We start from the raw sequence: 26,385 nt of genomic DNA, 5'->3' as shown, positions 1-26,385 counted from the left end.
CCAAGGAATGATTACGATTCAGAATCAAACGTATGAGATTATAGAGGATAACCGCGATGCTTTTGATGAAGAGGCTTTGACAGAGCGCTATAGCGATATTTTAGCTCGCTATGATTATATTGTTGGCGACTGGGGCTATGACCAGCTACGTCTGAAAGGATTCTTTGATGATGATAATCGCAAAGCAACCTACGATACGAAAATTAGTACGCTAAAAGAATACTTGTATGAGTATTGCAATTTTGGATGTAAGTATTTTGTTATTAAAAAAGTTGTGAAATAAGCGTTTTTAGGAAAGAGGTTAGGAACAGTGAAATATGATGGGTATTTAATTGATTTGGACGGAACGATGTATCTTGGTAATGAGCCAATTCCTGAGGCACAGGGATTTATTGAGAAGCTAGACCAGGCCCATATTCCGTATTTGTATGTGACAAATAACTCATCGAAAACGCCGGAACAGGTGGCGGCGACATTACGTAAATTTGATATTCCCGCAACGACGAATCAGGTATTTACGACATCGCAAGCTACAGCCGAATTCATGTTGAAGCAAGAGGGACGTGGAAAAACGGTGTATCTAATCGGCGAAGAGGGTGTAAGGCATGAAATTGAGAAAGCTGGTTTTACGCTAACATCTGAGAATCCTGATTTTGTCGTGATGGGAATTGACCGTGAAATTAATTATGAGAAGTTGGCGACGGCTACGATGGCAGTTCGTGCGGGAGCTATGTTCATTTCAACGAATGGTGACGCGGCGATACCGACCGAACGTGGTTTGTTACCTGGAAACGGCTCGATTACTTCTGTTGTGGCTTTTGCAACGGGCGTGAAACCAACGTTTATCGGCAAACCAGAAGCGATTATTATGGAACAGGCGATTGCAAAACTCGGTGTGGAAAAATCACGGGCCATCATGGTTGGCGATAACTATGAGACTGATATTTTGGCGGGAATTAGGTTTGGCATCGATACGCTGATTGTGCACACAGGCTTTACTTCACCAGAGCAACTGGCGACAAAAGAAATACAACCGATTCATCGCATTATGAATTTGGCAGAGTGGGAATTATAAAGAAACGTGAGGCGGAGACTGGAATAAGGTAACCGTCTTTTCTTGTCTGAAAGGGTGTTAGGATATGGCAGTTTTTAACGATATATTTGTTATGTTTTTAATCGTCATGACCGCGTTTTTTGTGGCAAGTGAATTTGCTATTGTGGCGATTCGCCGGCCAACTGTATTGCAACTTGTTGAAAGTGGTCATTCGCGCGCGAAATATGTGGTGCAAGTGACGAGGAACATGAATGACTACCTTGCAGCTTGCCAATTAGGAAATACATTAGCAGCTCTTGCCATGGGGTGGGTTGGGGAGGCGACGATGCGAAGTTGGTTACAGCCCCTGTTTGATATGTTACCAGTACCCGCATCTATCGAAGGACCGATCGCGATTTTTGTCTCCTTTATTCTGATTACCTTTTTGAATGTGGTCTTGGGTGAGTTAGCGCCGAAAACATTTACGATTCATAGCACGGAAAAGGTAGCTTTACTCATTGCACGACCGCTTATTTGGTGGTATTACATAACTTTTCCGTTGAATTGGTTGCTCAATCATTCCGCCAATTTTATTACGCGCTTGTTTGGCGTGAAGCCAGATACGGATATGGATCGGATGACGCCAACCGAGCTAAAAGTGATTTTAGAAGATAGTTATCGGCAAGGATTGCTTAATCCACAAGAGTTTCGATACATGCAGAATATTTTTAAATTAGATGATGTACCGGCGCAAGAGGTCATGATTCCGCGCACGAAGATGATAACGATCAGTAAAACGGAGACGGTGCAGGATTTGTTGGCACTAACGGCGAACGAGACGTACCATATTTTTCCGGTAACGGCGGAACGAGATAAGGATCACATTGTGGGGATGCTACAGGTGAGCACTGTGATGGCTGGACTCGGACGAGATCTAACTATTTTAGACCATCCCATCGAAAAATTTATGACGCCAATTATGCAGGTTTTTGAAGGGATGAACTTGCAGGAATTACTTTTCAAAATGCAACAGGAGGGGCAGACGTTTGTTGTTTTAACGGATGAGTATGGTGGAACCTCGGGGCTTGTAACATTGGAAGATGTGATGGAGATTATTGTTGGTGACATGGAGGAAGCTACAACGCCGCGAGGTATACGTAAAGTTGCGGAGAATCATTTTGTCATGGAAGGGAATGAGCCTCTTGTTTCGGTGGAAGAAGCGCTAGGCGTGGAGCTCTCTAGCCCTGGGGTTCATACGCTTTCTGGATGGCTTCTGTATCAGCAATTCGATATTGAAACCGGTGATTGTATAGAAGAGGCAGGCTGGTGCTTTTATATTCAAAACATGAATAAAAATTCGATCCGCCTTGTCGAAGTCATAAAAAAAGAAGCATCGCAACTCTAAAAAGGGAGCGGTGCTTCTTGATATTATTTTAAAATATCATCGTGATAACTATGTGCTAATCGGCTAGCTGCTGCGGCTGCAATAGCTCCAACGATATCGTCTAAAAATGTATGCACTTGTTTGCCATCGTGCTCATTCAATTTAGCTAGAATTCCTGGCTTCACTTTGTCAATATAGCCGTAGTTCGTAAAGCCAATCGAGCCATACACATTGACGATCGAAAGTGCCAGGATTTCATCGACGCCGTAAAGACCTTCATCGGCATCGATAATATTTTGGAGTGGTTGCACAAGCTTGCCTTCTTCAGCCAGGACGTCCAATTGAATACCGGTTAAAATGGCATTTTGTACTTCCCGTTTGCGCAAAACACGCTCGACGTTATCGCGACAAATATCAATACCTAACTCGGAATGGTACTGTCTTTGTAAGAATAATACTAAATCCGCGATATCATCAATCGTCACACCGCGTTCAATCAGCCATTCCCGTGCTTTTCTTTCTAGTTCACTTTGTTTTTCAACCATTCCGTCTCCTCCTACTTTCGCGCCAAACTATCCTTCTCAGGTTTTATCTCTTAAAAAACTTGTACAACCTCTTTGAATCCCATCACTTTTTCTGCTAATGTTAGTTCAATTCCCATTTTTAATGTCATATCTGAACTTGGGCACGTTTCGCAAGCCCCTAACAAACGAATTTTTACAATACCATCGGGGGTTACTTCGACAAGCTCATAGTCGCCGCCATCCCGCACTAAAAAAGGTCTGAATTTCTTAAGAGCAGTATCCACTTCCGCATACATCTCGCTATTCATGGCATTCGACTCCTTCCTAACTGTGAATGATTCTCACTTATACTCACTATTATAACAGCATAGGCAAAAAAAGAAAGTGATAGTGTTCCATCAGTAAAGGAATCTACAGCGAAAGGGGAATAAGACAAAACAAGGCCCCATTCCTAAGGCTCAAGAAGGAATGGGGCAAGTTATATAGCCAGATGGGTAAATCTGACTAAAAAAAGGGAGTGTTACTATTATGTTGACCGTGTGGATTAGGCACGGTAACAAACAAAGTTAAAGTTTCTCAATGCATTACTTGAACGCATTAAAGTAACTTAGATAAGTATAATATAGACAGAATAGAGTGTCAACAAATACATATCAAAATAGTTTCATAATTCTATTAAGAAACCGGTTTACTCGCTTTTAAAGCCTATTTTTTGTAGAATAAGGGAGAGGTGAGCAAAGATGGAAAAAGAAGCGAGAATTTTTGTTTATGGGTCATCGAATATTTGTGCGAGCTGTGTTGGCTCTCCATCTTCTAAGGAGACGGAGGAGTGGCTCAGGGCAGCGATTGGTCGTAAATTTCCAGATCAGTCTTTTCAAGTGGAATATGTCGATATTTTTGCGCCACAAGAGGAAGCTGACAGGAAGCGAATAGCCACCATGATCGTGGAAGAGGATTATATGTATCCCGTTATTGTGATTGACGGAGAGGTCATCGCTGAGGGGAATCCGCGTTTGAAGGATATTTATGCCATGATGACAGAACGTGGCTATCAACCAGCGTAAATTGGATTGGAGGGAATCATGAATCCGATTGTAGAATTTTGTGTGAATAATTTAGCTTCAGGCGCGCAGGAGGCATTGGATACATTGGATGCGGACGCGAACCTTGATGTGATTGAATATGATTGCCTGACGTATTGCGATTTATGCGCATCTTCCATGTTCGCATTGGTGGACGGAGAGGTAGTGCGTGGGGAGACGCCTGCAGAATTGGTTGCTAATATTTATCAATTTTTAGAGGACAATCCTTTTTAATGGAAAATGAGGCTAGTTCCAAAGAGTATGGCCACTCTTCGGAACTAGCCTCATTTTTTATTTAATGAAGTTATCGATTGGTGTATCACCGTTTTGAAAGGTATAGGTTTGTTTATATGTCTTGGTATTATCGATAAGGGTGCTGAGGAAATGGGCAACATCGGCTCGAGTAATAGTCGTGCGACCTGTTGTGTATTCACTGATATGTGCAGTTGCCGGCTCGTTTGTGAGCAATACAGGACGCACGATTGTGTAATTCAGCTGGCTTTGTTGGAGCGCCTTATCAGCATTTCCTTTGGCGATTAGATAGTGCTCAAGTGATTCAGGGCCATTTTGTGGTTGATCCGCCCAGACAGAACTAACCATGATAAAATGGGGAATGCCGTACTGTTCAGCGTACTGGACCGCTCTAATTGCTGCATCTTGATCGATTGCAATGGTTTTTTCGGGACCGGTATTTCCACCAGATCCGGCAGAGAAAATAACAGTATCGATGCCACTATAGGCTGAACTAAAGTCATCTTCTAAATCGGCAATGATTACTTTTGCGCCAAGTTGTTCAAGCGCCGCTCGTTGTTCTTCTTTGCGAATCATAGCTATGACTTTGAAATTTGCGTTTTTTGCCAGTATTGCAACGGTTTGTTTCCCGATTTGCCCGTTGGCTCCTATTATCAATATGTTCATATAAAAACTTCCTTTCCAGGATTAGATATTTTTGATTAATAGTAACACATGGTTGTCAGTCTCACGTTGTTCAACTGCCTTCCTATTTCAGGGCTGTCTCAGCTTTTCAATCAAATCCGGCTTCAAGAGCCAGCTCCTCGAAATTTTCGTGGCCTCCATAAAAACCAAAAGCGGGTTTTCACTGCGCCCCCTAACCAATTTTTTCGGAGCTAACGGGCTCTTTTCAGCACTTTAGTCAAACATTGAGCTGGAGTGCATTGGCTGTACTCTGGATTTTGGATCGATGTAGTTCATCGCGTTGTTTACTGCGGTGGGTGCTTCGCCGAACCCTGTTGCAATCAGTTTTACTTTGCCGTCATATGTGCACACATCGCCTGCGGAATAAATACCGGGAATATTCGTCTCCATTTTGGAGTTGACGACGATGGAATTACGCTCGATATCAAGTCCCCATTCTTTAATGGGTCCTAAAGAGGACACAAAGCCATAGTTCACGATGAAATCATCAATTTCTAGCACTTCTTTGCGATCGCCTTTTACTTCTTCTAAAACGATCTGTGTCAGTTTCTCGGAATCACCAATAATATCGGTCGGAATAAATGGTGTTTTAATCATAATGGATGACTGTTCTAGCTTCTCGACGCTGTGTTCATGAGCGCGAAAAGCATTGCGACGATGGATAATAGAAACTTCTTTCGCAATTGGCTCAAGCATCAATGCCCAGTCTACCGCAGAATCGCCACCACCACAAACGGCTACGCGGCGCCCTGAAAAGCGGCTCAGATCATTAATGAAATAATGAAGATTCTTGCCTTCATATTGTAACGCGTCATCCAGTTCCAGACGGCGTGGTTGGAAAGCACCATTTCCAGCTGTAATGATAATCGCTTTACTGTAATGCGTATCTTGATTCGTGCTAATTTCAAACGTGCCATCTGCCTGTTTTTCAACACTTGCGACAGCTTCCTCCAAGCAAATCGTTGGTTCAAAGGGCTTCATCTGAGCGACCAAGTTATTGACTAACTCCTGCGCGCGGACCTTTGGAAAACCTGGAATATCGTAAATATATTTTTCGGGGTAAAGTGTGGAAAGCTGTCCACCTAGTTGAGGCAAGCTCTCGATAATTTTCACGTTTGCTTTTCGCATACCCGCATAAAAAGCCGCGAATAGTCCAGCAGGGCCACCACCGATAATCGTTATATCATAAATTTTTGTTTGATCGTCCACAAAAAAACCTCCTATAAATAAATGTTCTCTCGAATTTTCATAACAAAACCATTCTACCATAAAAACACTAGAAACAGTATGGCAATAGCTTTTCAGAATTTTATCACATTGTGAGCTTCTTCTCTTGAAAAAAAGGATTGAAAGAGCTAAGATATAGGGTGAGGGCTTTTTGCCTTCCTCTTGAGACGTAGATGTTTAAGCGCAATCTACATAATTGTCATTAGGCTTTGACCTGATGCAGTTTTTTGTGAGAAAAATACAATGGGAAAGTGGATGTGATACAGATGAGTAAGCCAAAAATCGTCATTCTGGGAGCTGGGTATGGCGGCTTGAAAACGTTGCGTAAGTTGCAACAATTGAATGTTGAAGCGGAATTAGTATTGGTGAACAAAAATGACTATCATCATGAAACAACATGGTTACATGAAGCTGCCGCAGGAACGTTAGACGCAGAAAAACTAATGTATCCTATCGCGAAAGTAGTCAACCCCACAAAAACAACTTTCATTCAAGATACTGTGGAGAAAATCAACAAAGATGACAAAACAGTAACATTGACGAACAAAGGGGATATTTCGTACGACTTCTTGCTGATTGCACTTGGATCAGAAGCAGAAACTTTTGGTATTAGCGGTTTGAAAGAATACGCGTACACGATTACAAGCATTGATTCTGTTAAGAAAATTCGTGCTCAAATCGAAGGTAGTTTTGCTAAATGGAAAACCGAACAACGCGATGAGTTATTAACAATCGTTGTTGGTGGCGCTGGATTCACGGGGATTGAGTTCTTAGGGGAACTAACGAACCGCATTCCAGAACTTGTGAAGAAATATGACGTACCACGTGAAAAAGTCCGCATAGTTTGCATGGAAGCTTCACCAAAAGTGTTGCCGCAATTCGATGCAAAACTAGTAGACTATGGCGTAGGCGTTTTAGAAGACCGTGGTGTAGAATTCAACGTTGGAACGCCAGTGAAGGAAGCTACAGCAGACGGTATTAAATATGCGAAAAGCGAAACAGAAGATGTGGAAATCAAAGCAGCGACTGTTATCTGGGCTGCCGGTGTCCGCGGAAATAGCGTTATCGAAGCATCTGGATTTGAAGCCGGTCGTGGTCGTGTGAAAGTAAACGACGATTTGACAGTTCCAGGCAACGAAGAAATTTTGATCATTGGGGACTGCTCGTTAATGATTAACCCTGAGAATGATCGTCCGTACCCACCAACAGCGCAAATTGCAATGCAACAAGCAGATATCGCTGCGGTGAATCTTGCCAAATTGGTAAAAGGATATACGACAGAATTAGCACCATTCGTATACCACGAAAAAGGTACGGTATGTTCTATCGGAGACAACGATGCTATCGGTGTTGTCATGGGCAGAAGCTTAAAAGGCTATCCAGCATCTGTTATGAAAAAAGTCATCGATGACCGTGCATTATACCAAATTGGTGGCACTGGCGTTATGATGAATAAAGGTAAATTTAAGTTCTATAAATAAGCACGCACAAAAATAGAGCCAAAAGGAAAGCGCATCATGCGTTATCTCTTGGCTCTATTTTTTTATTTACGTGAAAGGAGGTAATAGCCACTTGCTAGTAGGAATATACCGATAACTAAGGGTGGCATATTGGATGACTCACCAGTTTGTGGGAGTTTATCAATAGGTGTGACGTGTTCCTCTATAGCAGGGGGATTTGTTGTATTTGGCTTGGGAGTAGTATTCGTTATTGGCCTGTCTGGGATGGGTGTATTTTTCACGGTTAGGTTTACGGCTACAGTCGGGTTAAATGGAATTGTAAACGGAAGCGCATTTTCATTAAGTTGATAACCCTTTGGTGCCGCTAATTCTGTCAGCAAATAATCACCAGGAACAAGATTGGATAGTGTCGCTAAGCCATTACTGTTTGTTGTTAATTTACCAATTTCTTTGCCTGTTTTAGTTGTGACATTGAATGTAGCGTTTGCTAGTGACTGACCCTGATCCCCTATCTTGTGTACCGTTAGAGCTCCTGTTATCAAATGATTGACGACGCTGATCTCTACAGGTGTCGCCTGATCATACACGATCGTGAGTGGAGTTGCTGAGGGTTGTAATTGATAGCCTGTCGGAGCCACCGTCTCTTTCACAACATATTGATCCGGAATTAACCCGTGAACGACGGCGATCCCGTTTGCATCTGTCGTCACATTCGTCACGGTTAGCCCATCGCTATCTATCACATCAAAATGAGCACCAGCCAAGTTTTTTGTACCATCTGTTTTTTGAATAATCGCAGATCCGAGCGTTGTTAATCCGGCATCAACAGCTAGTACATGTGATCGAATCGTCGGTATGTTGACTTTTGCAATGCCGTCTTTGTTAGGGTCGGAGTTCGTATCCTTATTACCGATTCCTTGTTTCGTAAAGGTATAATGATTGGGATCAGGATTTACGAAAACGACCCGATAATCACCAGGAAGGAGTCCCGTGAACAAATAGCCGCCAAGATTATCCGTCGTTTGGATTCCAACCAATGCATCCAGCTTATCATATAACTGAACTTCTACACCAGGTGTAGCCGGCTCGCCACTATCTTGTACACCATTTCCGTTCTCATCATGCCAAACGTAATCGCCAAGTTGCGCACCAGCAATATCAATATATAAATTGATATCATCTAAGAAATTACCAATCGTCAAATTACCACTAGACGTGGAAATCGGCGCAAAAGTAAGCCGAGTGTGTGTTTGACCTGCAGGCACAACATAAGATCCAGAATAATTTCCCCAAGATTCACCATCCGTTGCAGAAAAAATAGGCGTCAAATTCCCAGGAGCCCCTATCAATAGTTCTGCGGTATCAACGCCACCACGACCACGATGGGCAAAACTCCAAGTAAGCGTAGTGCCTGGAATCGTTTTAATATCTTGGTACACAGCCCCTGGCCCATCCGAGTTTAGCTCCACAAAATTTGTACCAGAATAAGCAGGAATCCCCTCGCTGTTCCCATTTTGCCATACTTCAATATTTTCAGAAGGGTTAGAAGTTCCCCAAGCATCAACCCCTTTTTGATTCACATACCAAACATTGGTTGCACCGGCAGATCTTCCATAGTCCTCGATATCCACCATTTCAAAATCTGCATTTTTGATCAACCACGATATTTGCCAATTATTAGCGTCAAAATTAGACGTTGCTTCCGCCTTTATCGTGCCGAATAAGCTCACTAAAAAAAGAATAGTAACCGCGAGCCAGCCAAGTTTCCCTTTTAACATATGTCTCAACTCCCATAATAAATTGCTATCATGTCATATAACTACCCTCCAAAGTAACGATCAAAACGAGCGCAATAAAAAGACGATCCTAAAAACCAGACCGTCTTTCACATCCTATAACATTCCAAATAAGTAATCTACAAGAAAGCCAATCGCAATCCCTGTCAAAGCACCGAAGAAAACTTCCATTGGTTTATGGCCAAGCATTTCTTTTAGATGTTTCTGCTTTTCTTCTTGACCGGGTTCCGTTAGTCCTTTGGCATGCTGTACAAATTCATGAAAATCGCGAGCGAGTCGGTTGAGCGCCACAGCTTGTTCTCCCGCTTGGCGTCTAACCCCCGTTGCGTCAAACATGACAATGATTCCAAATACAACAGCGATTGCAAAGTAAGGAGAATCGATTCCATAAGTGATAGCAAGTGTCGTCATCAGCGCCGTTACTGCTGCGGAATGCGAGCTAGGCATACCTCCCGTTGAAAACATTAAGCCCCATTGTAGCTTGCGATAAACGAGCAAATGAATCGGAACTTTGACAAATTGCGCGAAAAAAATAGCAATAAGCGAAGCGATTAAAGGTACATTGATTAACATGGCGATCTCCTCTTCCTTAGTAAACAGTTATATACTAGTATTGTACCACAAGAGTAGGGAGGGGAAACCTTTTTTGTCAGAGGATTCATTAGAAATAAGTCGGTGTTTCCGATATAATAGAAAAATAACGGGCATGCGTGGAGAGGGAGCGAGAAAAGATGAGTTTAGGTGACTATTTGGAAATGGAATTGGTAGAACTAACGGAAGATTTTGCAACTGTGAGAATGCCAGTGAATGAGAAGACGCGGCAGCCATTCGGTTTTTTGCATGGCGGGGCATCTGTGGCGCTTGCGGAACAAACAGCTAGTATAGCCGCCACAAAGCATGTGAGTGCGGAGGAAATAGTATTTGGGTTAGAGATAAACGCCAATCACATTTCATCGGTACAAGATGGCTATGTGCTTGCTACAGCGACACCGATTCATATCGGTCGAACAACGCACGTCTGGCAAGTGGAGGTCCGTAGCGAAGAAGCGGAGGATAGACTTCTTTGCATTAGCAGGTGTACCTTAGCAGTTAAATTAAAACGTTGATAAAAAACGCCATGTCCACAATGATTTTTCTTGGGACATGGCGTCTTAGCTATTCTTTTTTATCTTTTTCTTCTTCATCAAGTTCGATAATCTCTTGTTCGGAATCATCGGATTCGAGCTCGATCAATGTTTCTTCTTTCTCACGAGCGATGTCCTCTAATTCTTCACGTTCCTCAATTTTCTCATCGCGTAATTCCCAATCAAGTTGTTCTTCAAGTTCTTCACGTTCTTGACGGGCACGTTCCAGTTGTTCTTGCTTGATAATAACATTTTTCCGTTTTTTGATATCGTCTTTTTTCACGGAACGGAGTTGGTCGCGAATACGGATCGCCAGGGGCACACCAGTATCGTAAGCCGCACGGTTGATCAAGTGAGAGGCAATCGGAGTTGTTAAATAGATAAATAGGATCGCTAGAAGCACACGTGCATTGAAACCTTCACCGGTGTGGAAAAAATACCCAACGGTTGCAAAAAGAAGTAGACTCACGCCAAACGTATTGCTAATGCCTGCTGCATGTGTTCGCGTGTAGACATCGGGAAGGCGAATGACGCCGATCGCAGCTAAAATACTGAGCGAGGCACCGATTAAAATCATGATCGAAATAATAATCTCAATTATCACGTTCACGTTCAATCACCTTACCTTTCTCTATAAATTTAGCGAAGGAGACGGTTCCAATGAAGGCTAAGAGGGCGATCAGGAGAATAACGTCTAAATACGCACTTGTGTCAAGTAACATCGAGAGAAGTGCTACAATGGCTACTAAGTTCATCCCAATCGAATCTAGCGCCACAACTTTATCGGATGTTGTCGGTCCTTTTAAGATACGATATAGATATAGGAAAATCGAAATAGAATACATAAACAGAGCAATGGAGAGCACAGCCGTTATAATAATCAATGGAACACCTCCATAATCGCGCCTTCATAGGATTTACGAATGGTCGCGATTTCTTCTTCGATATTAGGAACATGAAGGGAATGCACATAAATTGCTTTGTAATCATCAGAGATATCGATGGAGAGCGTCCCTGGTGTTAGCGTGATCAAGATCGCCAACATAGTAACCTCCCAATCGGTTTCCAGTGTTGTTTCATAACGGAAAATTCCCGGTCTGATGTTCATATCTTTTTTCAAAACAATACGTGCTACCATCACGGTTGATATAATTAAATCCTTGAAAAAGTTAAAAATCAATTTCACAAGCGCCAAAATCCGCCAAATATAAAAGCGAGATCCAAGGAAGCGGCGCATGAAGAAGAGGAGGAAAATCCCAATAATAAAACCGAGGATAAAAGTCCCTATCGTAAACGCTGACTGCAGGAACATCCACAAACAGGCAAGGATAATATTGATAATTAATTGAAACGCCATTTTTGCATCACTCCCCCAGTACCGCTTGAATATAAATCGATGGGTCAACTAATGGATCAACCGCTTTGTCAATAAGCGGGTACATACCTTCTGAAAAGATACCATAAGCGACGGAAATCGCGAGTAAAATCAAGACGGGTACCATCATTTTTCGGTATGGAATATCTAATGTAAACGTGCCTTTTTTCTCGCCCCAGAACCCTTTGGAGAAAATCTTAATCATCGAAAGGAGAACGAATAGGCTAGAAAGTAGCACGATGATGCCACCAACGTAATGCTGTACAGCAAACGCGCCTTCGACAATTAGTAGTTTGCCGATAAAACCGCTGAGTGGCGGAATACCAGCTAAACCGAGTGCGCCGATAAAGAACGTCCAGCCAAGCGATGGTTTCACGCTCATCAAGCCACTGAATCTTTTGATACTCGAAAAGCCTGTGATGGCGATAATAACCCCGATGACAAGGAAAAGCGTTCCCTTAATCAGCATGTCATGAATGAGATAGAAGATCGCACCAGTCATGGCTTCGCGGGTCATGAGTGAGACGCTAAATAAAATTACACCGACCGCGATCAAAATGTTATAAATCATGATTGTTTTCATATCGTAATAACTAATCGCTCCAATCACGCCGAGCACAATTGTGATGATAGCAAGCGTGGACAGGAGTGGAAGCGCAAAGCTAGTTTCGTTATAGAAGAACAGCGTGTAGACACGAATAATTGCATAGACGCCGACTTTTGTAAGCAACCCACCAAACAATGCAAGTACAGGAATCGGTGGTGCAAAATAGGAACCTGGTAACCAGAAGTAAAGCGGAAAAATCCCTGCTTTTAGGCCGAATACAAACAAGAAAAGCACAGCAACAACTGTTATCATTCCGGTATTTCCGCCATGAATGTTGGCGATCTTTTGCGAAATATCCGCCATATTAAGCGTACCAATCATCGAGTAGAGCAGAGCGATTGCCATAACAAGAAATGCCGAGCCAATCACGTTGATCAACAAATATTTCACGGTTGCCTTCAGCTGAACCTTTGTCCCACCTAAAACGAGCAAGACGTAAGAGGCCATCAACATCACTTCAAAGAATACAAACAAGTTAAAAATATCGCCGGTCAAAAAGGAACCGTTGACACCTACGATCATGAATAGCACCGATGGATAATATAAAAAGCGTTCGCGTGGCTTTCCGATAGAATAGAACGAATAAAGAAGTGTGCTGAACAGAATCAAACTCGTCGTTGTTACTAGCAAGATAGCTAGCATATCACCGACAATCGAAATGCCGAACGGTGCGGGCCAATTACCAAGCGTCACAGCCACGATGCCATTTTGATAGACGTAATAAACGAGGTAAATATTAGCCAAAATAAGTACGACGCTTGTAATCAGAGCGATCGTCCGTTGCACCATCACTTTTCGTGGTAAGAGCATCAAGAAAATCGCTCCAAAAAACGGAATTAGGATTGGCATTAAAACAAGATTACTCATCATCAGATTCATGCCCCCTTGTCTTAGAAACGCTTTCGCTATCGAGCTCTTGATAGGCCCGATAAGCAAGAACAAGGAAGAACGCCGTCACACCAAAACTGATAACAATCGCCGTTAGAATCAGGGCTTGAGGCAAAGGGTCATTGTAAGCTGGGAGCCCTGGTGTATCCAGCAGAGGGGCTTTCCCTTTTTTCAGGCCGCCCATCGTCAGGATCAGCAAGTTGACGCCATGACTTAAGATCGCCGTCCCAAGAATAATACGCAACAAACTTTTTGAAAGAATGAGGTAGGTAGCGGCCATAAACATGAGTCCAATTAATATTGACATCAGTAGTTCCATTTAGTCACTCTCCCCAATCGACTGAATTATCGTCAGCGTCACACCAACAACGACCAAGTAAACACCTAGGTCAAAAATTGTCGCCGTGTGAAGCGAAGTGTCTCCAATAATCGGCAAATCCACATGACCAAATTTATGCGTCAAAAATGGATCACCAGAAATAATACCAATCATGCCGGTGCCAACCGCAAATAATAAACCAACACCAGTCATCATGATTGTATTAATGTTTAACATACTTTTCACGGTTTGCGTATCGTAAGCAATCAGTGTCAGCGTGACTGCGCCCGCCGAAATGAGGCCAGCGACGAACCCACCACCAGGATTATAATGCCCAGCTAGAAACAGATGCAACGAGAACAGGAAAATAATAAAGACAACAACTTTAGTGACATTACGCAACAATACGTCATTTGTTTTCATTTTTTTCCCTCCTAGCTAACCGTAATTTTATCATTCCAAAAATACCAATCGATGCAATCGCAAGCACGGCCGTTTCAAACAACGTATCGAAGCCACGGAAATCGACGAGAATCACGTTGACGATATTTTTCCCAGCCGCTTTTGTATACGTGTTATCAATGTAGTACTGCGAAATCGAGTCGTAAAATGTCGTGTCATAGGCTGAAAGTGAAATCAAGAAGACGACTAAACCGACACCGACACTAATAAACGTCTTGACAGAGAGCCATTTCGGCTTTTCCTCAATATTACTAAACTGTGGCAAGTGATAGAAGACTAGCAGATATAGAACAACAGAAATCGTTTCAATCACGAGTTGAGTCAAAGCAAGGTCAGGCGCTCTGGCCACGATGAAGAAAATACTAATGGTGTAGCCCATCGCCCCAAGCAAAATAATCGAAGTAATACGTGACTTTGAAAATACAATACCGACTAGTGTTACCATCACGACAAACACTAAAACATAGTCCATCATCGTCACACGCGAAATCGTCGAAATATCGAAATTTAGCGCATCCGTCATAAAAATTGTACCTAACATCAAAATAATGAAAGCCGTCAACATATAGTTCAAATACGTTCGTAGCCAACCCGTCATCACCCATAATGTAAAGCGATATGAGCCTTGTTCCATGTAGTACAGACTATTGTCATACGCCTTGCCCCAGCGGAAAAACGCCGGAACTTTCTCTGTGATAAACGGTTTCCACCAAGTTGCTGTTTTATAAAGTAAGATACCAAGAATAATTACACCAAATGTCATCCATAGCGCCATCGTCAAACCATGCCAGAAACTAATGTGAATCGAATAATCCGTTCCATAAAGTGATGGCATAATCGATTTTACCGCAGGCTCTAGTAGCGGTTTTGCGATGAGATTCGGGAAAATCCCTGTAATCACAACGAGTACCGCTAGAATCATCGGTGGTAGTAATAATCCAATAGGAGCTTCATGTGGTTTCTTAGGTAACAAATGCGGTTTGAATTTACCACCAAAGGTTTTGAAGAAAATAATCATGCTGTAAACAAAGGTGAAGATGCTCCCAATCCATGCGATGACAGGAAGTACAACTCCCCATGTTTCGGCCTGGAACAGATTAAGCGATGTCACATCGACCATGCTTTGGAAAAACATTTCCTTACTCAAAAAGCCATTAAACGGTGGCAAACCAGCCATTGCAAACGTTCCAATAAAGGCAATCGTAGCTGTGATCGGCATAATTCGCATCAAACCACCAAGACGCTTAATATCACGCGTCCCTGTCTCATGATCGACAATACCGACCATCATGAACAAACTACCTTTAAACGTGGCGTGGTTAAACAGATGGAACACAGCAGCCACAAGCGCACCAATATAAATGTCATCACTCCAAGAATCGAAATGAAGTGCAGCCGCCCCAACTCCGAGTAGCGTCATAATTAACCCAAGCTGACTAATTGTCGAATACGCTAAAATTGCTTTCAAATCTTGTTTTTTCGTTGCTGTAATCGAACCCCAGAATAGCGTCACAATCCCAACAAGCGAGATCGTCCAAAACCAAGCCCCCGACACCGCAAAAAGAGGCGTAAACCGAGCGACTAAATAAATGCCAGCCTTGACCATCGTCGCAGAATGCAAATACGCACTGACCGGCGTCGGAGCTTCCATTGCATCCGGCAACCAAATGTGAAATGGTACTTGCGCCGATTTTGTAAACGCTCCGAGCAGAATAAAGATCATGGCCGGAATAAAGAGCGAACTATTCTGAACAAGCGCCGCCTCCGAAATAATTTCCCGTAACGAGAACGAGCCAGTAATCACGTGCAATAATAGAATGCCGCCGAGTAGCATCAAGCCCCCGAATACAGTAATAAGCAACGACTTTCGCGCGCCATAACGCGAGCTTTCCCGATGATACCAGTATCCAATCAATAGGAATGAGCTAATCGAAGTCATCTCCCAGAATAAATACAATACAACTAAATTATCACTCAGCACAACGCCGAGCATCGCAGTCATAAAAATAAACAAAAATGCATAAAAATTGTTTAAACGCTCCTTCTTTTTACCTAAGTAGAAAATAGAGTAAAACGTGACAAGCGACCCAATCCCTGTAATCAGCAAAGCAAATAATAAGCTAAGTCCATCAACAACGACGGTGAAATTAATACCAAGTGATGGAATCCAAGGCATCGTTTGTGTAACAACCCCATCCATCGTCTGCGGAATAAACGTCAAAAAATATATAAATAAAATGACAGGAATCGGCAATACGATCCATCCAGTATGCAGTTGTTTGGTCCACCTATAGAAAATGGGAATTAACATAGCCATGAGAAATGGCAAGAAAATGGCGAGGTGTAGAAATGACAAACGTTCTCCCTCCTTGATGAAGATATAATTTTAAATATGACGAAACATCACGATTATGGATAAAAGCTTATGTAAAGCTTAAACATGAAAACCCGAAGATTAAAAATAGGGTGTGATTCTGTGTTCGTGGAGATGTCTAGATTTGTAAATGAAGACATAGAACACGCGTTGTTTGCCACAATTTTTATTATAGCATACTTATTTGTATGAAAAAAAGGGGAGAAACTTGATTAGCGTGTGAAACAGATGATATTTTTCGAATGCTATAAATATGAAGAAAGCTGAAAAATAAATAATAAAAAAAGATTACTGATCCGTAAAAAATGAATAAATTAATCCACATTCACATGACGTTTGCGGTCAGACTTCAAACTAAACCACAGCAATACAAACGCGACGACAAACATGAAGCTCGTAAAAACAAACACATTACTCATCCCTACAAAACCTGCCATCGTACCGCCGAGAATTGGACCGATGACGTTCCCGAGAAAGCGTGCACTTTGGTTATATCCAAGCATCTCGCCTTGCATCTGACCAGGTGCAGCCAATCGAATATACGCCGTTGCACAAGGAACCATTCCGCCGATTGCAATCCCGAATAAAAAGCGGAATAGGATAAACAACCATAAGTTGGGCACAAAAGCTTGTGGCAAAACAAATAAGGCCGCTAAAATGAGCAAGATGTTCAAAATTTTCTCATAGCCATACTTATCGCCGAGCTGACCCCATTTTCGCGTCATCACCAAGTTCCCGAAGCCAGCCGCAGAAAAAGCAAGTCCTGAAAGTAATGCCACATTATCTGTATGCGTCAACTCCCCAACATAAAGTGCTAGAAGCGGTTGTACACTAAAATTTGCCACCTGAATGAGCAATGAAATAATCATGACCATCATCAAAACCCGCAATTGGAAGATATGCTTCAAGACTTCTCGGCGTGAATAAGTTACTTTTTTTGCATCTGCTAAATCTGGCCGAACTTCTTTTAAGCCAAACGTGACAAGCAGTGCGGCAATAAAAATCGCGATCCCCGTAATAATAAACGTACTGGAAAATCCGAAAAAGTCAGCCAGAGCCCCACCGAGTAGCGGACCAAATAGCATCCCCGTCACACCACCGAGTTGCAATGTCCCAAGCACTTTTCCAGCCTCATTTCGATCCGTTTGTCGCGCAATAAAGGCATTCGAAATCCCAATAAATCCAGTCACAACCCCCATGAAAATCCGCAAAATCATCATATATGTAACAGAATGAGCATAACCCATGAGGAAAATACTAAGACTCATCCCAAAAGCCGTAAACATCAAAATTTTCTTAAAGCCGTACTTATCCCCAATTCGTCCCCAGATCGGTGAAAAAATAAAAGCGACTAAAAAAGTCACCCCAAAAATATACCCAGCCCAGCGTTGCACATAGGCCTCACTATAATCTCCAAATGTTTCAATGTACAGCGATAAGAAAGGCATAATCATCGTCGTACTGGCCGAAATTAGCAAATTTGCTACCATTAAAATGTATAAATTCCGTTTTTTTACTGACATAAAAACCATCTCTATTCCTTATTAGTTTCCAAAAAGCTAATTACATTATAGAATAAAGAAGGACAGAAACAAAAATAAACGCTCTAAGAAAGAGGAGGCACCATGGTCAAAAAAATTGTTATTTGGGGCGCGGCTAGTTTATTATGTATATATGTACTCGCTGTATTTGTGAACCTACTCATAATCTGGTTTAAATAAGAGCAGTCAACTAAAAGTAAAAAAGGAGATTTAAAAAATGACATACTATCCACAATTAACAAAAGAAGTAGCAGCGAACGAAAAATTAATCGCGATGGAAACAAACCGTGGGACAATCAAAATCAAGCTATTCCCAGAAATCGCACCCAAAGCAGTAGAAAACTTCCTAACACACGCAGAAAACGGCTACTATGAAGGTATCATTTTCCACCGTGTTATCGCTGATTTCATGATTCAAGGTGGCGATCCAGAAGGCGCAGGCTACGGCGGCGAAAGCATTTGGGGAGAACCATTTGAAGACGAATTCTCACCAAACGCATTCAATATGCGCGGAGCCCTATCCATGGCAAACGCAGGCCCAGGAACAAATGGTAGCCAATTTTTCATCGTTACAAATAAGAATTTGCACCCACAGATGGCAAAACAAATGGAAGGCGCAGGATTCCCAGCTGAAGTAATCGAAGCGTACAAAGCAGGCGGAACCCCTCATTTAGACGGACGCCACACAGTATTCGGCCAAGTAGTAGAAGGTATGGATGTAGTAGACGAAATACAGTCCGTAAGCGTAGGCGCCCAAGATAAACCAGTCCATGACGTAACCATCGACAAAATCACCATCCTATAAAAAGCACCCAGACTTGTTCACCAAACCCACGCGCGTCGAGAAACGCTCATTTGCGTCGTTAAAAGCTCTGTTCCGATGCTCTCGTACACAAATACGCCCCGCTTCGGGACTCGCTTTTTCCTAGGAACTAAGCATTTCTCGGCGCGCGTGCAGAGTTCAGTCTTGTGTAAACGCTGTATAGTGGTATAATGTACGTATAGCAAAAGTAAGCCACCCTAAAATCGAAAGGAAAGATTTTTGATGAAAAATATCGTATTAGTATGTGCGGCAGGAATGTCTACAAGTTTATTAGTAACAAAAATGCAAAAAGCAGCAGAAGCAAAGGGATTAGAAGCGACAATTGCTGCGTATTCTATCTCTGAAATCAATGGACTTATTGATACAGCGGACGTTGTATTGCTTGGCCCTCAAGTTCGTTACCAAAAATCAACGGTTGATAAATTGGCTGAACCAAAAGGTGTTCCAGTGGATGTTATCGACATGACAGCTTACGGTACAATGAACGGTGAGAAAGTACTTGATCACGCTCTAAAATTGATGGGCGAATAATAAATGAATCAAAGCTGGAGTTAAGAAAGGCATTCGCCAATCTTGATTCCAGCTTTTTTTGCGCTTTTAAATAAAGATGGGCGGATTCAGTCCGATTACTCCATAAACAAAAAAGCGATACATCTCATTTGGTAGTGAGGCGTATCGCTTTGTTGCGATCTATATATCTTTTGTTAAAATACCATCAAGCATCCGATAAACGTGATGGCACATATCAAGCATCCGCTCATCGTGTGTTACCATAATGACCGCACGTTGTTGGTCCTTCACTTCAGCTCGAAGCAACTCCACCACTTCACGACCACGAGTAGAATCAAGACTCGCTGTAGGCTCATCCGCTAAGATCACAGCTGGTTCATTAATCAGCGAGCGCGCAATCGCCACCCGTTGTTTTTCCCCACCAGATAAATCTTTCGGATAAAAATGCAAGCGATCGCCGAGTCCGAGCTGTGTAAGCAAGGCTTCACTTTTCTTTGCTACATCTTGTTTTTCTTGCCCAGCCAATTTGCCGATAAACTCAAGTTGTTGCTGTGCTTTCAAATAGGGAACAAGATGCGCTGCCTGGAAAATGAATCCGACTTCCGATAGACGTAATTCCGTCTGCGCTTTTTTTGAAAGATCACTAATGACTTTACCGTTGATGGCAATTTTTCCAGATGTTGGCGTCAGTAGCGCCCCAGCTAACGATAAAAAGGTACTTTTACCAGAGCCAGAAGGTCCAACAATTGCAATCAATTCCCCAGCATTAGCTTCGAAGTTGGTTTCGCGCAATGCGTGAATCGTCGTTGGCCCGGATGGATACGTTTTTGTTACATTTTCAAATTTTAAAAGAGCTGTCATTATTGATCGCCTCCCCGAATCGCGTCCAGCGCGTCTACTTTAGCAATTTTGATGAGTGATAAAAGCGAACCGATAACTGCTACGGCGAAAAATAGGAGACTGTAAAGCGTCATCGTCCAGCCAGTTAAGCGAAACGGCATCGCGTCAGGCATGATGGTTGAAAGGCCAGCCGTCGCAGCGATACTAATCCCGATACTGATAACCGAAATCAATATGACCTGCGAGACAACACTCATCACAAGGTAACTCGTTTTCGTTCCAAGCGCCTTCAAAATACCGAATTGGCCTGTTTTCTGTAATGTCATAATATAGAAGAAAGCTGTCAAAATGAAGCCACCGATCACGATCAAGAAGAAGATCATCATGTTTAGCGTCATTTGCTCCGCGGAATAACCAGGTATCTGATCTAGGAAGTCTTTATGCGAAATGACCGTCAAATCTTTATTACCGATAGAAACATCTTTATCCGCGTCCTTAGCAAGGATAGCGACAGTACTTGTTTGCGGGATTTTTTGGTGATAAAGGCTTGGATTTATGGACTGCCAAACCGCCATATTCATATAAACAACTGGAGCATGGCTATATTTCTGATCTTTCGCAAAACCAATCACCGTCATTTGTTTATTTAAAATATCGTCTTCTAGCACATCGCCGACTTTTAAATCACCTTTTAGCGAGGCGTCTAAAATAACGCCATCCGGTTTTGTCACGCTCATCTGTGAACCAGACGTCACTTTCGGCTCCAAAAAACTACCTGGCGTAATCGCGAAGACTGCCATACTGAATTTCTTACCATCATCCGCGCGTTTTAGCGTCTGCATCGATTGACCAAGAACCGCAGCGTCTTTCACATTCTTACCATCTTTAATCCCCGCTAAATCTGATTCAGGGAAAAGCGAACGTTCCACTTTACCTTGCGCATCTTTAGCTAAAACATAATACGGCACATCATTGTTTGCGACCGAAGAAGCATTATCATACGCCAAACCATTCGCGAGCCCCGATAAAAATAAGGATAATAAGACAATCAAAATCATAATCCCCGTTACTAAAAAATAACGTAACTTCGAATAAAGCAATTCACGAAGTCCTAAAAACATATATTCCCCAACTCCTTGTCTTTTAAATTTCTATACTAAGTATAACAAATAAATCGTGAAAAACCGACCATCATCATTTCTGCAAGCCGTTTATCAAGCAAGCAACACCTTTTTGCAGTGTTTCTTTCGGACAAGCAATATTTAAACGAACAAAACCGGAACCTGCGACACCAAAATCAGAACCCATTTGAACACCGACACCGGCATCAATTAAATTTTGATAGAGTGTTTTGTCATCTAGGTCTAATGCTCGGCAATCCAACCACATTAAATATGTAGCCTCAAGCTTTGTTACGCCGACTAGCGGACAATGCGTCTCGATCTCGGCCTTTGTATATTGATAGTTCGCGAAAATATAATCGCGCAATTCGTCCACCCATGAAGCGCCATCTCGGTAAGCCGCCTCCATTCCAACTGCTCCAAAAGAGTTAATTTCTGGGCGCGACGTATATTTCGCCTCATAATCAAATTTTTTCTGGAATTCAGGATTTGTCGTAATAAAGAAAGAGGCCTTCATTCCAGCCAAGTTGAAAGTCTTTGTTGGTGCCATCAATGTAACGATTTGCGCCTCATAATCAGGAGCAGCGATAGCAAGCGGCGTATGCGTCACACCAGGCATCGTCAAGTCCGAATGAATCTCATCCGAAATAATCGGCACACCATAACGCTCACAAAGCGCCACCATTTTTGCAAGTTCCACAGGGGTCCAACTACGACAACCAGGATTATGCGGATTACAAAGAATAAACAACTCCACATGTTGAATCTTTTCCTCGAAATCCGCCCAGTCCACTTGATACATACCATCTTCATAAACGAGTGGCGTCAAAGTAACAACTCGCTCTGTTTGCGCAGTCACTAAGAAAAACGGGTGATACACAGGCGAATGCATCAAAACCGCATCCCCTTTTTGCGTCAAGGAACGGATCGCCATAGATATAGAAGGAACAACCGCAGCATTTAGAAAAATATCCGATTCATCGACCTGATAATGATGCCGCGTAGCCAACCAATTTATAATACTAGGCTTTAGTCCAGGAGGCGTCATCGAATAGCCAAAAACCCCATGATCCAGCAACTTTTGAAAAGCTTGATGAACAGCATAAGGCGGGCTGAAATCCATGTCCGCCACCCACATCGGAATCACATTTTCCGTTCCAAATAAATTTTTTACATCGTCCCATTTCTCGCTGTTTGTCCCAATACGCGGGATTACTTCATCAAAATGACTCATCACAAAATCCTCCTTGAAAATACACATTTCAGTCCCATTGTATCATAATCTCATGCGAAACGATGAACGAATCAAATCTAATAATTGTGTATTTAAAGGCGTAGTGATATAATTTGTAATTATTGAAAGTGAGAAAGTAGGGTATATGATGAGTGAATTTAAAGTTGGCGATATTATTACAGGGAAGGTGGCTGGCATTCAAGGTTACGGCGCATTTGTTGCATTGGATGACAAGACACAAGGATTGGTACACATTTCAGAAATCCATCACGGATTTGTAAAGGATGTACATGAATTTCTAGAAGTAGGTCAAGAGGTAAAAGTCAAAATTCTAGAAATCAATAGTGAAACAAATAAAATCAGCTTATCTATCCGCGCAACAGAAGAAGCACCAGCCAAAACAAAACAAGAACCAAAGCGCGCACCACAACAAATGTCATCAGGTCCAGACGAAGGCTTCAACACATTGCGTGACAAGCTACAAGAATGGGTAGACAAAGCAGATAAGTAATAATCATGAGCCTATGGAGACTTCGCTTCACTGGGAGTTTCCTAATCATAAGGCTTTCTAATTTTAATTAACAAACATTTTAGACAACATAGTTAATGATTGCTCTGCGGGTTTGAATTTTTAGATAATTTTAAATATAAGATCTTAAGGGAGGTTTGTTCATGAAAAGGGTTTTGTTAGTAAAGGGATTTATTTACAATGAAAAAAAGGATGATATTCTACTCGTGAAAAATCGCGATTTAAAATGGGCGTTCCCAGGTGGCAGAGTAGAAACGGATCAAACACTAGAACAAGCGCTAATTTCAAAAGTAAAACAACAAACCAGTGTCGATTGCCAAATTGACAGTTTGCTTTACGTGAAGGAACGCAGAACCGCATGGGAGCATGTTTGCCTATTTGTCTACAAAGCAACAGCGACTGGTGATTTTTTAACCGTTGAAAAAGATGACAGCGTTTTTCATGCGCGGTGGACCTCGATTCCACAAGCAGATGACCTGCTACAAGAACAAGACGTCGCGCTAAATAAACTTGTATTAGAAAGCGGAGTTCCGTATATATTGCCACAAGAGAACTAGGATGGCACTATTCTTGCTAAATGAGGACAGTTGTTATAAAGTAGGTACTATAAATATGCACTAATAATTTGGAGGGAAAATGATGACACATATTCAATTTGATTATTCAAACGCATTGAAATTTTTCGAGCAACATGAAATCGACTATTTACAACCAGCTGTCACAGCGGCGCATGAGGCACTACATAATGGCACTGGCGCAGGTAACGAATATTTAGGATGGATCAACTTACCTCGTGATTACGATAAAGAAGAATTTACTCGCATTCAAAAAGCAGCAGCCAAAATCAAAGCAGATTCTGAAGTTCTGATTGTCATCGGTATTGGCGGATCATATCTTGGTGCCCGTGCGGCGATTGAGACGCTAAACCATGCATTCTATAACGTATTAGACAAAGAAAAACGCCAAGCGCCGCAAGTCTTTTTTGCAGGAAACAGCATTAGTTCTAGCTATTTGCATGATCTCATTGACGTGATTGATGGCAAAGATTTCTCTGTTAACGTCATCTCAAAATCAGGAACAACAACGGAACCAGCGATCGCATTCCGTGTTTTCAAAGAACTTTTAGAGAAGAAATATGGCAAAGAAGAAGCGAAGTCGCGTATTTATGCAACAACGGACAAAGCCAAAGGTGCCTTAAAAGAGCTATCGAACTCAGAAGGATACGAAACATTTGTTGTACCGGATGATGTCGGGGGTCGTTTCTCTGTCTTAACTGCAGTCGGCTTACTACCGATCGCAGCAAGTGGCGTGGATATTGAAGCAATGATGAAAGGTGCTGACGCAGCACGTGCTGACTTCAGTAGTCCTGAGCTATCTAAAAATATTGCCTATCAATACGCAGTAGCCCGCAATGTACTATATCGTAAAGGCAAAGTCACAGAATTACTTATCAACTATGAGCCAGGTCTACAATATTTCAACGAGTGGTGGAAACAATTGTTTGGCGAAAGCGAAGGGAAAGACCAAAAAGGAATCTACCCGTCCAGCGCTAACTTCTCCACGGATTTACACTCACTTGGTCAATACATTCAAGAAGGGCGCCGTAACATTTTTGAAACGGTGGTTAAAGTAAGCAAATCCCGTCATGAAATCACAATCAATAAAGAAGATAACGATCTGGATGGTCTGAACTACCTTGCTGGCGAAACGGTAGATTACGTAAATGATAAAGCTTTCCAAGGGACCTTATTAGCGCATACAGACGGCGATGTTCCGAATTTCGTTGTAGAAGTGCCGACACTCGATGCCTATTCATTCGGCTATCTAGTATACTTCTTTGAAATCGCAGTTGGCGTAAGTGGTTACTTAAATGGGGTTAATCCATTCGACCAACCTGGTGTAGAAGCGTATAAAGCTAACATGTTTGCCTTGTTAGGTAAACCTGGCTATGAAGAAATGAAGGCAGAACTCGAAAAACGTTTGAAATAATACGACAGATCTGCGTGAAACCTCCAATAATCCGGAAGTGCCACGCAGATTTTTTATTTTGGAAATAGAGGTTTAGCAAATTTTACAGCGAGAAGGGAGAAAAAGATGCTTTCCATTGAGCGCAAACAAGCGATCTTAAATTACGTGAAAAACAAAAGAATTGTAAGTGTAAGCGAATTGGCTCGCCACTTTCAAGTTCATGAAGTCACCATTCGTAGAGACCTAAATACGCTAGAAAACGAGCAAAAACTAAAACGAACACACGGCGGTGTCATGATAGAAGAAAAGATTATCTCTGAACCTGATTTTCAAAAACGAGAAGAAGTACAGTATGAAGAGAAACAACGCGTTGCCTCTTATGCCTCATCACTTATCGAAGAAGGAGACACGATCATACTTGATTCAGGCACAACGACAGGGCACATCGCTAGAGCTATCAAGGATCGCACCAAATTGACCGTAATTACGAATGACATCAATGTAGCGGCAATTTTGCGGCACTCCTCTATCAAGGTCATTATTACGGGTGGCGTTCTATATCCCGCAACTTATATGTTAAACGGTATGATCACAGAAGAAACACTGCGCAATCTCCACGTCCATAAAGCATTTGTCACGACACCAGCAATCGATCTAGAAAAAGGCCTCATGCATTACGATGAGTACCTAGTACCAGCAAAAGTCCAAATGTTACACTCTGCAACAGAAGTATTCTTAGTAACAGATCACACTAAGTTTGGAAGAATCTCGTTGTATAAATACGCCGACTTGGGTGATATTACGAGTATAATAACAGGAGATGAATTAGATTCTTCATTAAAGGCTCGCTTTTTAGAGCAGGGCGTTATTATCCATACAACCTAAAGAATATACAAGTAAATAAATATTTATAAATAAATTTGCAAAATACTATTGCGTTTGTGTAATATACATGGTATTCTAGTTATCGTGCCTCTTATACGAGATCAAAAAAACCGCTAATAGCAAAGGATTATCAAGCATTTCATACTAAATGTGATCCGAAATTAACATTTAAACTTTTATTCAAAAAGAAGATGAAAAGTGTTGACAAAGATTAGCCCTAATGATACTATAAGAAGGTCGCTGCTAGATGAAAGCGAACGAGAGATTGACCTTTGAAAACTGAACAGAAACAAAGATAAAACCAAGAAGACAGTCATGTTTTCGGGTAAGAATCACAGGACGG

General features: G+C 42.1%; 30 protein-coding genes. 13 read left to right on the top strand and 17 right to left on the bottom strand.

All coding sequences use genetic code 11. The features are described from left to right. Positions 1-7: 7 nt before the first annotated feature. The 3 genes from HCJ54_RS13115 (at position 8) to HCJ54_RS13105 (ending at position 2,438) form a co-directional block, all read left to right on the top strand. Positions 8-283, top strand: a complete 276-nt coding sequence (locus HCJ54_RS13115; protein ID WP_036067336.1) for a YutD family protein — start codon at positions 8-10, stop codon at positions 281-283. Positions 284-310: 27 nt separating this feature from the next. After that, complete coding sequence (locus HCJ54_RS13110) at positions 311-1,075, top strand: TIGR01457 family HAD-type hydrolase (protein ID WP_342354467.1); 765 nt, start codon at positions 311-313, stop codon at positions 1,073-1,075. Positions 1,076-1,139: 64 nt separating this feature from the next. Continuing rightward, positions 1,140-2,438, top strand: a complete 1,299-nt coding sequence (locus HCJ54_RS13105; RefSeq protein WP_187137968.1) for a hemolysin family protein — start codon at positions 1,140-1,142, stop codon at positions 2,436-2,438. A gap of 23 nt (positions 2,439-2,461) precedes the next feature. Here the strand turns inward: HCJ54_RS13105 and HCJ54_RS13100 are convergent, their stop codons facing one another. Together HCJ54_RS13100 and HCJ54_RS13095 are read right to left on the bottom strand one after the other, a co-directional pair. Beyond that, positions 2,462-2,962: a phosphatidylglycerophosphatase A family protein gene (locus HCJ54_RS13100; protein WP_187137967.1), complete on the bottom strand. Its 501-nt coding sequence runs from the start codon at positions 2,960-2,962 to the stop codon at positions 2,462-2,464. 50 nt (positions 2,963-3,012) lie between these two features. Then, entirely contained in the window at positions 3,013-3,249 is a 237-nt protein-coding gene (locus tag HCJ54_RS13095; protein WP_185410188.1) for a NifU family protein, read from the bottom strand. Positions 3,250-3,681: 432 nt separating this feature from the next. Between HCJ54_RS13095 and HCJ54_RS13090 the strand changes: the two genes are divergently transcribed. Both HCJ54_RS13090 and HCJ54_RS13085 read left to right on the top strand, forming a co-directional pair. After that, complete coding sequence (locus HCJ54_RS13090) at positions 3,682-4,005, top strand: YuzD family protein (RefSeq protein ID WP_187137966.1); 324 nt, start codon at positions 3,682-3,684, stop codon at positions 4,003-4,005. An 18-nt stretch (positions 4,006-4,023) separates the two neighbouring features. Continuing rightward, complete coding sequence (locus tag HCJ54_RS13085) at positions 4,024-4,257, top strand: YuzB family protein (protein WP_187137965.1); 234 nt, start codon at positions 4,024-4,026, stop codon at positions 4,255-4,257. 57 nt (positions 4,258-4,314) lie between these two features. Here HCJ54_RS13085 and HCJ54_RS13080 read toward each other — a convergent pair whose 3' ends face one another. Both HCJ54_RS13080 and HCJ54_RS13075 read right to left on the bottom strand, forming a co-directional pair. Continuing rightward, positions 4,315-4,941: an SDR family oxidoreductase gene (locus HCJ54_RS13080; protein ID WP_187137964.1), complete on the bottom strand. Its 627-nt coding sequence runs from the start codon at positions 4,939-4,941 to the stop codon at positions 4,315-4,317. Positions 4,942-5,172: 231 nt separating this feature from the next. Further along, positions 5,173-6,168: an NAD(P)/FAD-dependent oxidoreductase gene (locus tag HCJ54_RS13075; RefSeq protein ID WP_036067329.1), complete on the bottom strand. Its 996-nt coding sequence runs from the start codon at positions 6,166-6,168 to the stop codon at positions 5,173-5,175. A gap of 284 nt (positions 6,169-6,452) precedes the next feature. Here HCJ54_RS13075 and HCJ54_RS13070 point away from each other — a divergent pair, with 284 nt between their 5' ends. Next, on the top strand, positions 6,453-7,667 hold the full coding sequence (locus tag HCJ54_RS13070) for an NAD(P)/FAD-dependent oxidoreductase (protein WP_185410182.1): 1,215 nt from the start codon (positions 6,453-6,455) through the stop codon (positions 7,665-7,667). A 62-nt stretch (positions 7,668-7,729) separates the two neighbouring features. On the opposite strand, the gene HCJ54_RS13065 is transcribed toward HCJ54_RS13070, so the two are convergent. Together HCJ54_RS13065 and HCJ54_RS13060 are read right to left on the bottom strand one after the other, a co-directional pair. Further along, a complete protein-coding gene (locus HCJ54_RS13065) occupies positions 7,730-9,424 on the bottom strand; it encodes an LPXTG cell wall anchor domain-containing protein (protein ID WP_187137963.1) in 1,695 nt (564 codons plus the stop codon). Positions 9,425-9,538: 114 nt separating this feature from the next. After that, positions 9,539-10,015 carry a divergent PAP2 family protein gene (locus tag HCJ54_RS13060; protein WP_221638795.1) on the bottom strand — a complete coding sequence of 159 codons (477 nt, stop codon included), beginning with the start codon at positions 10,013-10,015 and terminating at the stop codon, positions 9,539-9,541. Between the two features lie 158 nt (positions 10,016-10,173). Here HCJ54_RS13060 and menI point away from each other — a divergent pair, with 158 nt between their 5' ends. Further along, positions 10,174-10,548, top strand: a complete 375-nt coding sequence (gene menI, locus HCJ54_RS13055; RefSeq protein ID WP_185526402.1) for a 1,4-dihydroxy-2-naphthoyl-CoA hydrolase MenI — start codon at positions 10,174-10,176, stop codon at positions 10,546-10,548. Positions 10,549-10,597: 49 nt separating this feature from the next. On the opposite strand, the gene mnhG is transcribed toward menI, so the two are convergent. The 8 genes from mnhG to HCJ54_RS13015 form a co-directional block, all read right to left on the bottom strand. Further along, positions 10,598-11,176: a monovalent cation/H(+) antiporter subunit G gene (gene mnhG, locus HCJ54_RS13050; RefSeq protein WP_187137962.1), complete on the bottom strand. Its 579-nt coding sequence runs from the start codon at positions 11,174-11,176 to the stop codon at positions 10,598-10,600. Next, positions 11,160-11,447 carry a Na(+)/H(+) antiporter subunit F1 gene (locus HCJ54_RS13045; RefSeq protein ID WP_036067406.1) on the bottom strand — a complete coding sequence of 96 codons (288 nt, stop codon included), beginning with the start codon at positions 11,445-11,447 and terminating at the stop codon, positions 11,160-11,162. The genes mnhG and HCJ54_RS13045 overlap by 17 nt, the downstream gene beginning before the upstream one ends. Beyond that, on the bottom strand, positions 11,447-11,923 hold the full coding sequence (locus HCJ54_RS13040) for a Na+/H+ antiporter subunit E (RefSeq protein ID WP_185390185.1): 477 nt from the start codon (positions 11,921-11,923) through the stop codon (positions 11,447-11,449). Before HCJ54_RS13040 ends, HCJ54_RS13045 begins: the two co-directional genes overlap by 1 nt. 7 nt (positions 11,924-11,930) lie before the next feature. Continuing rightward, entirely contained in the window at positions 11,931-13,415 is a 1,485-nt protein-coding gene (locus tag HCJ54_RS13035) for a Na+/H+ antiporter subunit D (protein WP_149024058.1), read from the bottom strand. Beyond that, the gene (locus tag HCJ54_RS13030) at positions 13,408-13,755 is read right to left on the bottom strand and encodes a Na(+)/H(+) antiporter subunit C (RefSeq protein WP_185347200.1); all 348 of its coding nucleotides are present in this window, start codon (positions 13,753-13,755) and stop codon (positions 13,408-13,410) included. The genes HCJ54_RS13035 and HCJ54_RS13030 overlap by 8 nt, the downstream gene beginning before the upstream one ends. Next, entirely contained in the window at positions 13,756-14,178 is a 423-nt protein-coding gene (locus HCJ54_RS13025) for a Na(+)/H(+) antiporter subunit B (protein WP_036067322.1), read from the bottom strand. Further along, positions 14,165-16,573: a Na+/H+ antiporter subunit A gene (locus tag HCJ54_RS13020; RefSeq protein WP_187137961.1), complete on the bottom strand. Its 2,409-nt coding sequence runs from the start codon at positions 16,571-16,573 to the stop codon at positions 14,165-14,167. Before HCJ54_RS13020 ends, HCJ54_RS13025 begins: the two co-directional genes overlap by 14 nt. Before the next feature lie 332 nt (positions 16,574-16,905). Next, positions 16,906-18,114: a lmo2377 family MFS transporter gene (locus tag HCJ54_RS13015; RefSeq protein WP_187137960.1), complete on the bottom strand. Its 1,209-nt coding sequence runs from the start codon at positions 18,112-18,114 to the stop codon at positions 16,906-16,908. 235 nt (positions 18,115-18,349) lie between these two features. Here HCJ54_RS13015 and HCJ54_RS13010 point away from each other — a divergent pair, with 235 nt between their 5' ends. Next, positions 18,350-18,937 (top strand): peptidylprolyl isomerase, encoded by a 588-nt coding sequence (locus tag HCJ54_RS13010; RefSeq protein ID WP_187137959.1) that lies wholly within the window; start codon positions 18,350-18,352, stop codon positions 18,935-18,937. A 240-nt stretch (positions 18,938-19,177) separates the two neighbouring features. After that, on the top strand, positions 19,178-19,486 hold the full coding sequence (locus HCJ54_RS13005; protein WP_036067319.1) for a PTS sugar transporter subunit IIB: 309 nt from the start codon (positions 19,178-19,180) through the stop codon (positions 19,484-19,486). Positions 19,487-19,645: 159 nt separating this feature from the next. Here HCJ54_RS13005 and HCJ54_RS13000 read toward each other — a convergent pair whose 3' ends face one another. The 3 genes from HCJ54_RS13000 to HCJ54_RS12990 form a co-directional block, all read right to left on the bottom strand. Next, the gene (locus tag HCJ54_RS13000) at positions 19,646-20,326 is read right to left on the bottom strand and encodes an ABC transporter ATP-binding protein (protein WP_036067318.1); all 681 of its coding nucleotides are present in this window, start codon (positions 20,324-20,326) and stop codon (positions 19,646-19,648) included. Then, on the bottom strand, positions 20,326-21,426 hold the full coding sequence (locus HCJ54_RS12995; protein ID WP_187137958.1) for an ABC transporter permease: 1,101 nt from the start codon (positions 21,424-21,426) through the stop codon (positions 20,326-20,328). The genes HCJ54_RS13000 and HCJ54_RS12995 overlap by 1 nt, the downstream gene beginning before the upstream one ends. 73 nt (positions 21,427-21,499) lie before the next feature. Next, a complete protein-coding gene (locus HCJ54_RS12990; protein WP_187137957.1) occupies positions 21,500-22,660 on the bottom strand; it encodes a MalY/PatB family protein in 1,161 nt (386 codons plus the stop codon). 148 nt (positions 22,661-22,808) lie between these two features. Between HCJ54_RS12990 and yugI the strand changes: the two genes are divergently transcribed. The 4 genes from yugI (at position 22,809) to HCJ54_RS12970 (ending at position 26,042) form a co-directional block, all read left to right on the top strand. After that, a complete protein-coding gene (gene yugI, locus HCJ54_RS12985) occupies positions 22,809-23,171 on the top strand; it encodes a S1 domain-containing post-transcriptional regulator GSP13 (RefSeq protein ID WP_185410162.1) in 363 nt (120 codons plus the stop codon). Positions 23,172-23,332: 161 nt separating this feature from the next. Further along, positions 23,333-23,746 (top strand): NUDIX hydrolase, encoded by a 414-nt coding sequence (locus HCJ54_RS12980; protein WP_185526413.1) that lies wholly within the window; start codon positions 23,333-23,335, stop codon positions 23,744-23,746. Between the two features lie 82 nt (positions 23,747-23,828). Continuing rightward, positions 23,829-25,178, top strand: coding sequence for a glucose-6-phosphate isomerase (locus HCJ54_RS12975; protein ID WP_187138015.1), 1,350 nt, complete (start codon positions 23,829-23,831; stop codon positions 25,176-25,178). Positions 25,179-25,283: 105 nt separating this feature from the next. After that, positions 25,284-26,042, top strand: a complete 759-nt coding sequence (locus tag HCJ54_RS12970) for a DeoR/GlpR family DNA-binding transcription regulator (protein WP_187137956.1) — start codon at positions 25,284-25,286, stop codon at positions 26,040-26,042. Positions 26,043-26,385 lie beyond the last annotated feature (343 nt).

It is taken from the genome of Listeria grandensis, assembly GCF_014322885.1.
GTDB classification, from domain to species: Bacteria; Bacillota; Bacilli; order Lactobacillales; family Listeriaceae; genus Listeria_A; species Listeria_A grandensis.
This window is presented reverse-complemented; position numbering and strand designations above follow the sequence as displayed.